Raw genomic sequence first — 12839 nt, 5'->3', positions numbered from 1 at the left:
CAGACCCCCTCCCCCATCCGCGCGGAGCCCACCTCGCCGGACGCGGCCCGTCCGGTGGAGGTGCTCCGGGTGTCCGCGCGCAAGGTGCGCGGAGACGCCGAGCTGACCCGGATGGCCGGGCCGGCCCTGCTCTCCCGCGCGACGGATCCCATCGCCATCGAGGTGCAGACCCAGGAGCCCCTGGGCTCGCTGGAGCGCTCGTCCTCGCCGGAGATCTACCTCAACGGCGAGCGCGTGGGAGACACCTGGGCGGTGCCGCCCGACCGGCTCTTCGTCTTCCTGCCGGACGCCGCGTCGCTCAAGGACGCGAACGAGGTGACGGTGGCCTGGCTGGGCAATGAGGCGCAGACGCGCTCCACCCGTCCGGCCACGCTGACCCGCCAGATGCTGCCCTGAGTCTGGGGCAGTGCTGACTCCGGGCGCGGGCGCTCCCTCACGAGGGGAGGGCCCGCGCCCTTTTCACGTCCGACCTCCAACGTCGGGGCGGCCATGTACGATGGGGCCGTTTCCGTGGACGCAAAAAGGGGGAGGACTCCGTCATGGCCTGGAAGCTGGAGCTGCTGAACGAAGTGTCGAAGGTGCTGCCGGACGCGCCGCTCAAGGGCTCCGACATCCGCGTGGAGCTGCCGGGCGCCAGCTACGCGCTGCCCTCCGGGGAGAAGCTGGGGCCCCTGACGTTCGCGTTCGACGTGTCGGCCCGGGGCTTCATCGAGGGCTATGACGCGCCGGCGGACGTGGACGCGGCGGGCGTGGTGGGCAGCGGGCCCGGCGACCCGGCGACGCAGCTGGCCCCGCCGCTCGTCTTCGGAGGCGACCAGGCCTGGCTCAAGTACGCGGTGGAGGCGCGCGTGAAGGCGGAGGTCGGCTTCCCGCTGCCCTACGTGGCGCTCGCGGCCAACGGCGACGTGCGCGTGCTGCTGGCGGACTACCACCGGCACACCCAGGACACGAACGCGCGCGCCGCGCTGAAGGCGGACGCGGGAGTGCTCCGGCTGCCCCTGCTCACCTCGTCGCTGGACGCGCTGGGCGTGGGCGAGGCCTTCTGCTTCCAGGCGCGCGGCGAGCTGTCCGTCACCGCGACGCTGGACTGGACGGACGTCTACACCACCAACCTCCAGGCGCTGACGAAGCTGCTGTCCGCCAGCTCCCTCTTCTCCTTCGAGGCGAAGGCGGGCGCCACCGTGTCCGCGAAGGTGAAGGTGGTGGACGACTACGCCGTCATCTTCTCCCGTCCTGAAGCGGGCCGGGTGCGCGTGCAGGTGAAGAAGGCCGTGGCGCGCGAGGCGGGCGTGACGGCGGACCTCCACGTGGAGGCGAACCTCACCGACCCGGCCAGCCTCGTCGCCCAGGTGGAGCGCGTCCTCGAAGGGCTGCTGTCGGTGCCGCTCGCCACCTTCGAATCGCTGATGACGAAGCTGGAGACGCACACCCTGTCCGCGGCCGAGCAGAAGGTGCTGCGCATCGTGCTGGACCGGCTGGGCTTCCAGGAGCTGGAGGCCAACTCCACGGCGCTGCGGCAGGCGTGGGAGAAGCTGCGCGGTGATGCCCGCACGAGCATCCAGGCGCTCGCGGAGGCGAAGTTCTCCGCGGGCTTCCGCTACGAATACCTGCGCCTGCGCGAGCAGACGACGCTCCTGTCCACCGTGTGCACCGACGCCCAGGCCCGCGTGCTGCACCCGCTGCTGGTGGGGGGCAACATGGCCAGCGCGATGCAGCGGATGCAGGCCGAAGGCATGGTGCTGGAGCAGTGCCTCTTGAAGGAGGTCAACAAGGAGTCGCAGGCGTGGGGCTTCTCCCTGAAGCTGGGGAAGTGGTCGCTGGGCGGCAACGACGAGCGCCAGCTCACCCAGGTGGTGCAGCGCAACAGCCTGGAGAAGGACGCGCCCCAGCGCATCTCCTTCCTGGGCGTGCGCAGCTACACGCGCGCGCTGCTCACGCCGGACGCGTTCTGGACGGCGGACTTCAAGGCGGACATGGGGGAGTTCCGCAAGTCGCCCACCGTGGCGGACTTCGACCTGGGCCTGTACCTGCTCCTGCGCCACGACGCGCGCAAGCGCGGTGAGGACGACCTGCGCCAGGCCGTGGACGAGGCCATCATCTGGGGCGCGCTCGACGACGCCGAGGAGGACGAGGTCCTGCGCCGCATCCGCGAGGCCTCGGGTGGCAAGGCCGTGGAGACGCGGGTGGAGCTGAAGCTGGACAACCGGACGATGCGCGACGTCATCCACCACGCGGCGGACCCCGACGCGCCGTCCGTCTTCGCCCGCGCGCTGGCCCGGGCGCTGCCCTGGTACTCCGTGCCGTGCCGCGACCGACCCACCGTGCGTGAGACGGTCTACGCGCCCCTGTGGCGGGCGTACCTGGACCAGAACTGGTCCGCGGCCGACGCGGCGAAGACGGCCGCCGCGAACCTGAAGAACAACCCGCTCGTCGGCCTCTTCGCGCACACGGAAGGGCTGCTGGGCGACGGCATGCTCACGTTCGCGGAAATCATCCAGAAGAACCCGGGCACGGTGGCCAAGTGGCGCGACCTGCGCGCGGGCCTGCTGGACCTGCGCAACAACGAGCAGCGCTCCCCGGCCATCTTCGCCGGCGCGTTCAAGGCCCTGTCGCAGTCGTGGGCGCAGTCCTTCCACCTGAAGGCGTCCGGCGCGTTCTTCCTGGAGCTGGCGGCGCGCGGCGGCAACGGGCTGGCGTCGGTGGAGCGCACCTTCACCGTGACGGTGCCGGACACCGGCGCGAGCATCGTCTTCTCCAAGTCGCGCGCCTGAGGGCCGTCCGTTGGGTTCCGCACGCTCCCGTGGCGTGTGGAACCCCGCGGCGGATGCGGAGGTGACGCGCCGCATTGCCCCTCCGCGAGCGCGGCACTACATCCCAGCCCGCACCGGGCGTTCTCCCGGCAGGGAGGGCCCGCGCGATGATCGTCGGTCGGATGTTGTCCTGGCGCATCGTGCTTCGCTACACGGGGCGGCCCGTCGCCCTCCATGTCGTCCTCGCGCTCGCCATCGCCCTGGGCTACGAGGTGGTGGGCTGGAAGTGGCTGTCGGTGCCCGCGCTGCCGGTGACGGTGCTGGCCGCGGCGCTGGGCGTGCTGCTCGCCTTCCGCAACAACTCCGCCTACGAGCGCTGGTGGGAGGCGCGCACCCTCTGGGGCGGCCTCGTGAACTCCTCGCGCACGCTGGCCCGGCAGGTCATCACCTTCCTGCCCGCGCCCCGCTCCCACCGCAGCGACGGCACCGTGGAGACACCCTCCGCCGCTTCCCGGCTGGTCCAGATGGCGGTGGAGCCGGAGGGGCCCGCGCTGGCGCCCGCCTGGGCCCAGGTGGGTGACGGCGCGGTGCGCGACCAGTTCGGCAAGGCGAGGGATCTGCGCAAGCCGGGCGCCCCGCGCGCGAACCTGGCCACCTTCGAGCACCCGCCCGAGGGAGGCATCCCCCGGGGCATCATCACCGGCGTGTACGAGGGCATCACCGAGGACGCACGCGAGCTCGTCTACGCGCAGATCGGCTTCGTGAACGCGCTCAGGTGCCACCTGCGCCGGCAGAACCCCTTCCCGGAGATCGCCTCGTTCTTCCGGCCGTCGGTGCTGGAGGCGCTGCGTGAAGAGCAGAACGTGCCCGCCGCCATCCTCCTGTGGATGTCCACGCGCATGCGCCGCGTCTACAGCGACATCGAGCACCCGGAGAAGGTCTACCTGCGCGTGGCCATGGACGAGACGCTCACGGATCTGACCCACCACCTGGGCGCGTGCGAGCGCATCAAGAACACGCCCCTGCCCCGTCAGTACGACATCCTTCCGCACGCCATGGTGCGCGCCTACCTCGCCATGCTGCCCCTGGGCGTCGTCGCGGACCTGGGCGTGCTCACGCCGCTGGTCACGGCCATCATCGCGTTCCTCTTCATCGCCATGGACGCGGTGGGCCGCGACGTGGAGGACCCCTTCGAGGACGGCGTCAGCGACACGCCCATGACGGCGCTGTGCCGCACCATCGAGATCAACCTGCGGCAGATGCTGGGCGAGGCGGAGCTGCCCCCGCCCCTTCAGCCGAAGGACGGCGTGCTGTACTGACACAAGGGCCCTACTCCGCCGCGGTGACCTCCACCGTGCCCAGCCCGTCCACGGTGAGCCGCACGTGGTCGCCCGGCTTCATGAGGTACGCGGCGGTGGCCGCGCCCGACAGCACCAGGCTCCCGGCGGGCAGCACCTGGCCTGTCTCCGCGAGCAGCGCGCACAGCTGGATGAGGGACACCACCGGGTCGCCGGAGATGGCGTCGGAGCGCGCCTCGCCCTCCACCTTGCCGTTCACCTCCATGCGCATCTGGAGCTTCGTGAGGTCCAGGTCGCGCGGGCCGCGCTCGGTGGTGCCCGGCACGAACAGCGACGACGACGCATTGTCCGCCACCACGTCCGGCAGGCTGAAGTACTTGAAGCCCACGAAGCGCGAGTCCAGCACCTCCATGGCCGCGAACACCGCCGAGCACGCGTCCAGCACCTCGTCGCGCGTCACCGAGCCCTTCAACTCCCGCGACGTGCGGAAGGCGATCTCCGGCTCGATGCGCGGGTGGATGCCCGCGCCCACGCGCACCACGCCGCCCGCCGGCACGAGCATCCGGTCCGTGAGCACGCCGTAGATGGGCGAGCCCAGGTTCATCTGCTGGCGCTTCGCCTCGGAGGTGAAGCCCATCTTCGGCCCCACCCGCCGCTCCCCCTGGGCCTCGCGCAGCCGGATGCCCTCCGCCTGCACCGCGTAGCCGTCCGCCAGGGACAGGGCCGGGTGCGCATGCGTGAGCGGGGGCACCTCGCGCCGCTCGCGCCGCGCCGCGTCCAGGGTCCGAGCCAGGGCCATCACGTCCGCCGTCGAGGTCATCTCTTCCGAATCCTTTCTCTGCCCAACCTGTAATTCCACCGGCAGGGTTCACGGGCGGAATGGGTGCGGCAGCATCCGGGAGGAGAGACGGCCGCGCAAGCGAGCGCCAACCGACGTCCGCCGCTCGGAATCCTGGAGGCGGCGGAGGGGCGCGGCATACATTGCCCTGTGTCTCCCCAGGAGGGCGCTGCCTTGGAACGAGTCCTCAACTACATCGGTGGCGAGCTGGTGCCCGCGATGGGTGGCCAGTGGCTGGACAAGCCGGAGCCGGCCACGGGCGCCCTGTACGCGCTCGTGCCGGACTCGCGCGAAGCGGACGTGCAGGCCGCGGTGGAAGCAGCGGGCCGGGCCTTCCCTGCCTGGGCCGCGCTGCCGGCGACGGAGCGCTCGCGGATGCTGCGGCGCATCGCGGGGCTCATCCATGAGCGGCTGGACGCGTTCGCGCGGGCGGAGTCCATCGACACGGGCAAGCCGCTGGCCGTGGCGCGCACGGTGGACATCCCGCGCAGCGTGCTGAACTTCGAGTTCTTCGCGGACGCGGCGACGCAGTTTTCCACGGAGGCGCATCCCATGGACGGGGTGGCGCTCAACTACACGCTGCGCGCGCCCCTGGGCGTGGTGGGCTGCATCTCTCCGTGGAACCTGCCGCTGTACCTGCTGACGTGGAAGATCGCCCCCGCGCTGGCGGCGGGCAACTGCGTGGTGGCGAAGCCGTCGGAGGTGACGCCGATGACGGCCTACCTCCTGTCGCAGGTGTGCCGCGACGCGGGCCTGCCGCCGGGCGTGCTCAACCTGGTGCACGGCCTGGGGCCGCACGTGGGCGGGCCGCTCACGCGCCACCCGGACGTGAGCGCCATCTCCTTCACCGGCAGCACGCGCACCGGCGCCGAAATCGCCCGCGTGGCCGCGCCCGCCTTCAAGAAGCTGTCGCTGGAGATGGGCGGGAAGAACCCCAACGTCGTCTTCGCGGACTGCGATTTCGAGGACGCGGTGGCCACGACGGTGCGCTCGTCCTTCTCCAACCAGGGACAGATCTGCCTGTGCGGCCCGCGCATCTTCGTGCAGCGCCCTATCTACGCGCGCTTCAAGGAGGCGCTGGTGGCGCGCACGCGGGCCCTCAAGGTGGGCGACCCGCTGGAGGCCGGCACCGACCAGGGCGCGCTGGTGTCGCGCGAGCACTTCGAGAAGGTGCTGGGCTACCTGGCGCTCGCGAAGCAGGAGGGCGGCCACATGCTCACCGGCGGCCAGCGCGCGAAGGTGCCGGGCCGCTGCGAGAACGGCTGGTTCGTGGAGCCCACGCTCGTGGAGGGGCTGTCCCCCTCGTGCCGCACCAACCAGGAGGAGATCTTCGGCCCGGTGGCCACCCTCATGCCCTTCGATGACGAGGAGGAGGTGCTGTCGTGGGCCAACTCCACGCGCTACGGCCTCGCGGCCAGCGTGTGGACGAAGGACCTGACGCGCGCGCACCGCTTCGCCTCGCGGCTGCACAGCGGCATCGTCTGGGTGAACACCTGGATGCTGCGGGATTTGCGCACGCCGTTTGGCGGGGTGAAGGAGTCCGGCGTGGGGCGCGAGGGCGGCTGGGACGCGCTGCGCTTCTTCACCGAACCCAAGAACGTCTGCATCAAGCTTTGAACCCGGGAGCGACACAGTGAGCGCTGGCGAGCGGATCGACTCGAAGAAGGCCCCGGAGCCGGTGGGGCTCTACCCGCACGCGCGCCGGGTGGGAAACCTCCTGTTCCTCTCCGGCGTGGGCCCGCGCGAGCGCGGCAGCAAGGCTATCCCGGGCGTGGAGCTGGACGCGCAGGGGAACATCGTCTCGTATGACATCGAGACGCAGTGCCACTCCGTGTTCCGCAACGTGCGCTACATCCTGGAGGATGCGGGCTCGTCGTGGGACCGGCTGGTGGACGTGACCGTGTACCTCACGGACATGAAGAAGGACTTCCCCACGTACAACCGGCTGTGGGCGGAGTACTTCAAGGACAACCCACCGTGCCGCACCACGCTGGAGATCAACCGGCTGCCCACGCCCATCGCCATTGAACTCAAGTGCATCGCCACGATTGGAGACGTGTGACATGGGCCGACTGACCCCCATCAACTTCAAGAAGTGGATCGACGAGCACCGTCCCCTGCTCAAGCCGCCCGTCGGCAACCAGCAGGTGTGGGCGGACCGGGACTTCATGGTCACCGTCGTGGGCGGCCCCAACGCGCGCACGGACTTCCACGTCAACGAGGGCGAGGAGTTCTTCTACCAGCTCGAGGGTGACATCACCCTGCGCGTCATCGACGAGGGGCAGGTGCAGGACATCCCCATCCACGAGGGTGAGATCTTCCTCCTGCCCCCCAAGGTGCCGCACTCGCCGCAGCGCCCCGCGGGCACGGTGGGGCTGGTGCTGGAGCGCCGCCGCCAGCCGCAGGAGCTGGATTCCTTCCTGTGGCTGTGCCCGAAGTGCGGCGACAAGCTCTATGAAGAGTCGCTGCACGTCACGAACCTGGTGACGCAGTTGCCGCCGGTGTTCGAGCACTTCTACGGCAATCCGGAGCACTGCACCTGCAAGCGGTGCGGCACGAAGGTGACACGGGGTGGTGCGCCCAAGTGAAGGTCGACATCCACACGCACCTCCTCCCCCCGGAGATGCCCCGCTTCGCCGAGCGCTTCGGCTACGGCGGCTTCATCACGCTGGACCACCACGCCCCCTGCCGCGCGCGGATGCTGCGGGACGACGGGAAGTTCTTCCGCGAAATCGAAAGCAACTGCTGGGACCCGAAGCAGCGCGTCGTGGAGTGCGACGCGCACGGCGTCCAGGTGCAGGTGCTGTCCACGGTGCCGGTGCTGTTCAGCTATTGGGCCAAGCCCGAGCACGGCCTGGAGGTGGCGCGCTTCCTCAACGACCACCTGGCCTCCGCGGTGGCCTCGGCCCCGAAGCGCTTCGTGGGCCTGGGCACGGTGCCGCTCCAATCCACCGACCTCGCGGTCAAGGAATTGGAGCGCTGCGTGCGCACGCTGGGGTTCGCGGGCGTGCAGATTGGCAGCCACGTCAATGACTTGAACCTGAGCGACCCGGCCCTCTTCCCCTTCTTCCAGGCGGCGAGCGACCTGGGCGCCGCCGTCTTCGTGCACCCGTGGGACATGATGGGTGAGGCGAAGATGGCGAAGTACTGGCTGCCGTGGCTGGTGGGGATGCCGGCGGAGGTGTCGCTGGCCATCTGCTCGCTCATCTTCGGCGGGGTGATGGAGCGGCTGCCGAAGCTGCGGCTCGCGTTCGCGCACGGCGGCGGCGCGTTCCCCGGCACGATTGGCCGCATCCAGCACGGCTTCGAGGTGCGCCCGGACCTGGTCGCGGTGGACAACCCGGTGGCGCCGCGCGACTACCTGGGGCGCTTCTGGGTGGACTCGCTGGTGCATGACGCGGAGGCGCTGCGCGCCATCGTGAAGCTGTTCGGCGCGGACAAGGTGGCGCTGGGCAGTGACTATCCCTTCCCGCTGGGCGAGGACCGGCCCGGCACGCTCATCGAATCCCTGACGGACCTGGAGCCGCCGGTGCGCGAACGGCTGCTCTACCGCAATGCCCTGGAGTGGCTGGGGCGCTCGCACGAGGACTTCGCACCATGACGGCCCCTGTCTACGAGAGCACCGACGCCTTCGCGCTGAGCCTGGATGCCCAGGACCCGCTGCGCCCCTTCCGCGACGAGTTCCTCCACGTCGCCAGCGCCTCGGGCGCCCCTTCCGTCTACCTGGCGGGCAACTCGCTGGGGGTCCAGCCGCGCAAGGCGCGCAAGTACGTGCAGATGGAGATGGAGGACTGGGAGCGGCTGGGCGTGGAGGGCCACCTGCACGGCCGCCACCCGTGGCTGCCCTACCACGAGCTGCTCACGGAGCAGGTGGCGCGGCTCGTGGGCGCGCAGCCGCTGGAGGTCGTGGTGATGAACACCCTGTCGGTGAACCTGCACCTGATGATGGTGTCGTTCTACCGACCCACGCGCGAGCGCTTCAAGATCCTGATTGAAGGCGGCGCCTTCCCGTCGGACCAGTACGCGGTGGCGTCGCAGGCGCGCTTCCACGGCTACGACCCGAAGGAGGCCATCATCCGGCTGATGCCGCGCGAGGGCGAGGACACGCTGCGCCCCGAGGACATCCTCGAAGCGGTGGAGCGGCACGGCAAGGAGGTGGCGCTGGTGATGCTGGGCAGCGTGAACTACCTCACCGGGCAGGCGTTCGACCTTGGCGCCATCACCCGCGTGGCGCACGCGCAGGGCTGCAAGGTGGGCTTCGACCTGGCGCACGGCGCGGGCAACCTGAAGCTGTCCCTGCACGACGACGGGCCGGACTTCGCGGTGTGGTGTTCGTACAAGTACCTCAACGGCGGGCCGGGCAGCCTGGGCGGCGTGTTCGTGCACGAGCGGCACGCGCGCTCGCCGGAGCTGCCGCGCTTCGAGGGCTGGTGGGGCCACAACAAGGCCACGCGCTTCGAGATGGGCCCCACGTTCGACCCGCTGCCGGGCGCGGAGGGGTGGCAGCTGTCCAACCCGCCCATCTTCCAGCTGGCGGCGCTGCGCGCATCGCTGGAGCTGTTCGACAAGGCCACGATGGAGGCGTTGCGCGCGAAGAGCGAGAAGCTCACCGGCTTCATGGAGTTCCTCCTGGACCGGCTGCCCGCGGGGTTCGTCACCATCACCACGCCCCGGGACCCGAAGCAGCGCGGGGCGCAGCTCTCCCTGCGCTTCAAGGGCGAGCCCCGGCGCCTGCTGCAGCGGCTGTCCGCGGCGGGCGTCATCTGCGACTTCCGCGAGCCGGACATCATCCGCGCCGCGCCCGCGCCCCTCTACAACACCTACCTGGACGTCTTCCGCTTCGTGAGGACGCTGGAGGCCCATGCCCTCGAATGAGTCGAAGCCGACGCTGACGGTGGTGGGAGCGGGCCTCGTGGGCTCGCTCCTGTCGCTGTACCTGGCCCGCCGGGGCCACACGGTGGAGGTGCTGGAGCGCCGGCCGGACATGCGCCGCGAGACGCTGGACGCGGGGCGCTCCATCAACCTGGCCATCTCCACCCGGGGCCTGCACGCGCTCCGGCAGGTGGGGCTGGAGGAGGAGGCGCTGAAGCACGCCATTCCCATGCGCGGCCGGGCCATCCACCCGGTGCAGGGAGCGCTGGCCTACCAGCCCTACGGCAAGGACGACTCGCAGCACATCAACTCGCTGTCGCGCGGCTGGTTGAACCAGTTCCTGATGACACAGGCGGAGGCGACAGGGCGAGTGCGGATCCGCTTCCGTCAGCGCGTCACGCAGGCCGACACGGCGGCGGGGACGCTGACGGTGCAGGACGAGGCCACGGGCGAGACACGCGAGGTGCGGGACACGGTGGTGTTCGGCACGGACGGCTCCGGGTCCGCGGTGCGGCAGGAGTTCCAGGCGCACCCGGGCTTCCACGCGACGCAGGAGCCGCTGGGGCACGGCTACAAGGAGCTGACGATTCCGCCGGGCGAGGGCGGGCGCTTCCAGATGGAGAAGCACGCGCTGCACATCTGGCCGCGTGGCACGTTCATGCTCATCGCGCTGCCCAACGAGGACGGCAGCTTCACCTGCACGCTGTTCCTGCCATGGCAGGGGCCAGTGAGCTTCGCGTCGCTCCAGACGCCCGAGGCGCTGGAGGCGTTCTTCCAGGAGCAGTTTCCGGACGCGCGGGCGCTCATCCCGGGGCTGGTGGAGGAGTTCTTCTCCCGGCCCACGGGGCACATGGTGACGGTGAAGTGCGCGCCGTGGCACGTCGGAGGGCGCACGCTGCTCCTGGGTGACGCGGCGCACGCCGTGGTGCCCTTCTACGGCCAGGGGATGAACTGCGGCTTCGAGGACTGCGTGGTGCTGGACTCGCTCCTGGAGTCGCGGCCGGGCTGGGAGGAGGCGTTCCGCGCGTTCGAGCAACTGCGCAAGACGAACGCGGACGCCATCGCGGACATGGCGGTGGAGAACTTCATCGAGATGCGCGACAGCACGGCGGATCCGCGCTTCCTGCTGGAGAAGGGCGTGGAGAAGGTGTTGCTCAACGCCTTCCCGGGGGAGTTCGTCAGCCGCTACACGCTGGTGAGCTTCAGCCGCGTGCCCTACCGGCTGGCGTACCAGGTGGGCACGCTCGCGGGCGGCATCGTGACGGAGCTGGCGCAGGGGCTGAAGCGTCCGGAGGACGTGGACCTGGACGCGGCGGCGCGACTCATCCGGGGCCGGCTGACCCCTTTCATGAAGGAGCACGCGGATGGATTTCGGGCTGAAGGGTAGGCGGGCGCTGGTGACGGGAGCGTCCTCGGGGCTGGGGCGCGCCATCGCGGAGACGCTGATGCAGGAGCGCGCGACGGTGGCCATCTCCTCGCGCGGCGGGGACAAGCTCCAGAAGGCGGCGAAGGAGCTGGGCGCGGCGCTGGCGGTGCCCTGTGATTTGACGCAGGCGGGGACGGCGCGCGAGCTGGTGCGCGAGGTGACGCAGAAGCTGGGCGGCCTGGACGTGCTGGTGGTGAACGCGGGAGGGCCGCCGTCGGGAGGCTTCGAGGCCATCACCGGCGAGCAATGGCAGACGGGTTTCCAGAGCCTCTGGCTGTCCACGGTGGATGCGATTCAAGCGGCGCTGCCGGGCATGAAGGCGCAGGGCTGGGGCCGCATCGTGCTGGTGACGTCCACGGCCGCGCGGGAGGCGATGAACAACCTCACGGTGTCCAACGGCCTGCGCGCGGGTCTGCTGGGGCTGGTGAAGAGCCTGAGCAATGAAGTCGGCCCGTATGGCATCACGGTGAACGCGGCGCTGCCGGGCTACCACGCGACGGACCGGATGAAGGACCTGGGCCTGTCCGACGAGAAGGTGGCGCCGAACATCCCCGCGCGCCGGCTGGGGAGGCCGGAGGAGTTCGCCGCGCTGGTGACGTTCCTGGCGTCGGAGCCGGCCGCGTATATCAATGGACAGTCCATCGCCTGTGACGGTGGAGCGCTGCGCGGGTTCTGAGGTGTCGTGTGTGGCTTCCCGGGGGGGAAGCCATGGACGCGACGTTACGGGCGGTGTGCCTGGGGTTGCTGTGCTGGATGACAGGGTGCGCGACAGGGACGGGCGCGGTGGTGGAGGGGAGCCTCCAGCCCCGGCACTTCCGGTTCGTCAACATCGTGGAGCAGACAGAGCCGGGAGCTGGCGGTTGGCAGGCGGCCTGCGTCCATGTGCCACTCCGGCGCGATACCGGTGAGGTCTTCCTGTGCCAGCTTGGAGTCGGCATGCCCCTGGAAACGAAACGCCTGGGGCCCATTCCCGTGCCGCTGGCTCAACGCATCTCAGCGGATTGCGCGAACCTCGCAGCCCAGACCGTGTTCGGTGCAGCCACGCCCGTGACGGCGCTGGGCCTTGCCTGTGAGGATTTCAGGGGCACCTTCAGGATTGCCCTCTCCGGAGCAATCTTCGGCTCGCGGGTGGGGAGTGAGTGCGACGACGAGACCACCCCCGTCCAGCCCAGGTTCAAGAAGCCATGACCCCTTCTGGCGAAGAGCTGCTTGCGATCGCGCGTCTCTACTGGGGTGCGGACGAAATCTATCGATTCCGGCAAGAACCCAGCCCAGAGGATCTCCGGTTCAAAGCGCTCTGGAAGGAGAAGCGCAAGGAGTTCGGTCGCTGGGTACATCTGATCCATGAAATCAGAGCAGCGCTCCCGAACTTCGACGTTTGGGATTACACCCCGCCCGGCGCGAATCCCAGCTTCGGCGTGCTCGTCTATCCTCCGCAGGAGGAGATCCTGCACCGCCCCCAGCTCACCTGGACGGTCTGCGGGTATCTCAGCATCCTCGCGCCGGTCTACAACGTGCACTGCGTCCGCAGGGAATTCCTGGGCAAGCACTTGAGGATCTCCAAGGTGTTCCTGGGCCTCGCGCCTCTAGAACTTCGGGGCATCGCTAAGCTCATCGCCGAACGCATCGAGGCGAACTACGGAGCCACCGCGCTC

At 70.0% G+C, this 12839-nt stretch carries 13 protein-coding genes; 12 read left to right on the top strand and 1 reads right to left on the bottom strand.

Annotated features, from left to right (window positions below):
• The 3 genes from D7V93_RS45165 to D7V93_RS24735 all read left to right on the top strand — a co-directional run.
• A partial coding sequence (locus D7V93_RS45165) for a hypothetical protein (RefSeq protein ID WP_158623845.1) occupies positions 1-396 on the top strand: 396 nt, incomplete at its 5' end.
• A gap of 143 nt (positions 397-539) precedes the next feature.
• Positions 540-2771 (top strand): hypothetical protein, encoded by a 2232-nt coding sequence (locus tag D7V93_RS24740; protein ID WP_120645750.1) that lies wholly within the window; start codon positions 540-542, stop codon positions 2769-2771.
• Positions 2772-2917: 146 nt separating this feature from the next.
• A complete protein-coding gene (locus tag D7V93_RS24735) occupies positions 2918-4069 on the top strand; it encodes a bestrophin family protein (protein WP_120645749.1) in 1152 nt (383 codons plus the stop codon).
• 10 nt (positions 4070-4079) lie between these two features.
• Here D7V93_RS24735 and D7V93_RS24730 read toward each other — a convergent pair whose 3' ends face one another.
• A complete protein-coding gene (locus D7V93_RS24730) occupies positions 4080-4868 on the bottom strand; it encodes a 2-keto-4-pentenoate hydratase (RefSeq protein WP_120645748.1) in 789 nt (262 codons plus the stop codon).
• A 192-nt stretch (positions 4869-5060) separates the two neighbouring features.
• On the opposite strand from D7V93_RS24730, the gene D7V93_RS24725 reads away from it, so the two are divergent.
• The 9 genes from D7V93_RS24725 to D7V93_RS24685 form a co-directional block, all read left to right on the top strand.
• On the top strand, positions 5061-6503 hold the full coding sequence (locus D7V93_RS24725) for an aldehyde dehydrogenase (RefSeq protein WP_120645747.1): 1443 nt from the start codon (positions 5061-5063) through the stop codon (positions 6501-6503).
• 16 nt (positions 6504-6519) lie between these two features.
• Complete coding sequence (locus D7V93_RS24720; protein WP_120645746.1) at positions 6520-6948, top strand: RidA family protein; 429 nt, start codon at positions 6520-6522, stop codon at positions 6946-6948.
• Between the two features lies 1 nt (position 6949).
• A complete protein-coding gene (gene nbaC, locus D7V93_RS24715; RefSeq protein WP_120645745.1) occupies positions 6950-7474 on the top strand; it encodes a 3-hydroxyanthranilate 3,4-dioxygenase in 525 nt (174 codons plus the stop codon).
• On the top strand, positions 7471-8487 hold the full coding sequence (locus D7V93_RS24710; protein WP_120645744.1) for an amidohydrolase family protein: 1017 nt from the start codon (positions 7471-7473) through the stop codon (positions 8485-8487). Before nbaC ends, D7V93_RS24710 begins: the two co-directional genes overlap by 4 nt.
• Positions 8484-9761 (top strand): kynureninase, encoded by a 1278-nt coding sequence (kynU, locus tag D7V93_RS24705; RefSeq protein ID WP_120645743.1) that lies wholly within the window; start codon positions 8484-8486, stop codon positions 9759-9761. Before D7V93_RS24710 ends, kynU begins: the two co-directional genes overlap by 4 nt.
• Positions 9748-11145 carry an FAD-dependent oxidoreductase gene (locus tag D7V93_RS24700; RefSeq protein ID WP_120645742.1) on the top strand — a complete coding sequence of 466 codons (1398 nt, stop codon included), beginning with the start codon at positions 9748-9750 and terminating at the stop codon, positions 11143-11145. Before kynU ends, D7V93_RS24700 begins: the two co-directional genes overlap by 14 nt.
• A complete protein-coding gene (locus D7V93_RS24695) occupies positions 11123-11860 on the top strand; it encodes an SDR family oxidoreductase (RefSeq protein WP_120645741.1) in 738 nt (245 codons plus the stop codon). Before D7V93_RS24700 ends, D7V93_RS24695 begins: the two co-directional genes overlap by 23 nt.
• Positions 11861-11967: 107 nt before the next feature.
• Positions 11968-12372, top strand: a complete 405-nt coding sequence (locus tag D7V93_RS45160) for a hypothetical protein (protein WP_158623844.1) — start codon at positions 11968-11970, stop codon at positions 12370-12372.
• On the top strand, positions 12369-12839 hold a 471-nt coding region (locus D7V93_RS24685; RefSeq protein ID WP_147451306.1), incomplete at its 3' end, for a hypothetical protein. The genes D7V93_RS45160 and D7V93_RS24685, both read left to right, overlap by 4 nt.

The organism is Corallococcus llansteffanensis, assembly GCF_003612055.1.
Taxonomy (GTDB): domain Bacteria; phylum Myxococcota; class Myxococcia; order Myxococcales; family Myxococcaceae; genus Corallococcus; species Corallococcus llansteffanensis.
The sequence above is the reverse complement of the archived record's forward strand: the minus strand, read 5'-3'. Positions and strand labels throughout refer to the sequence as shown.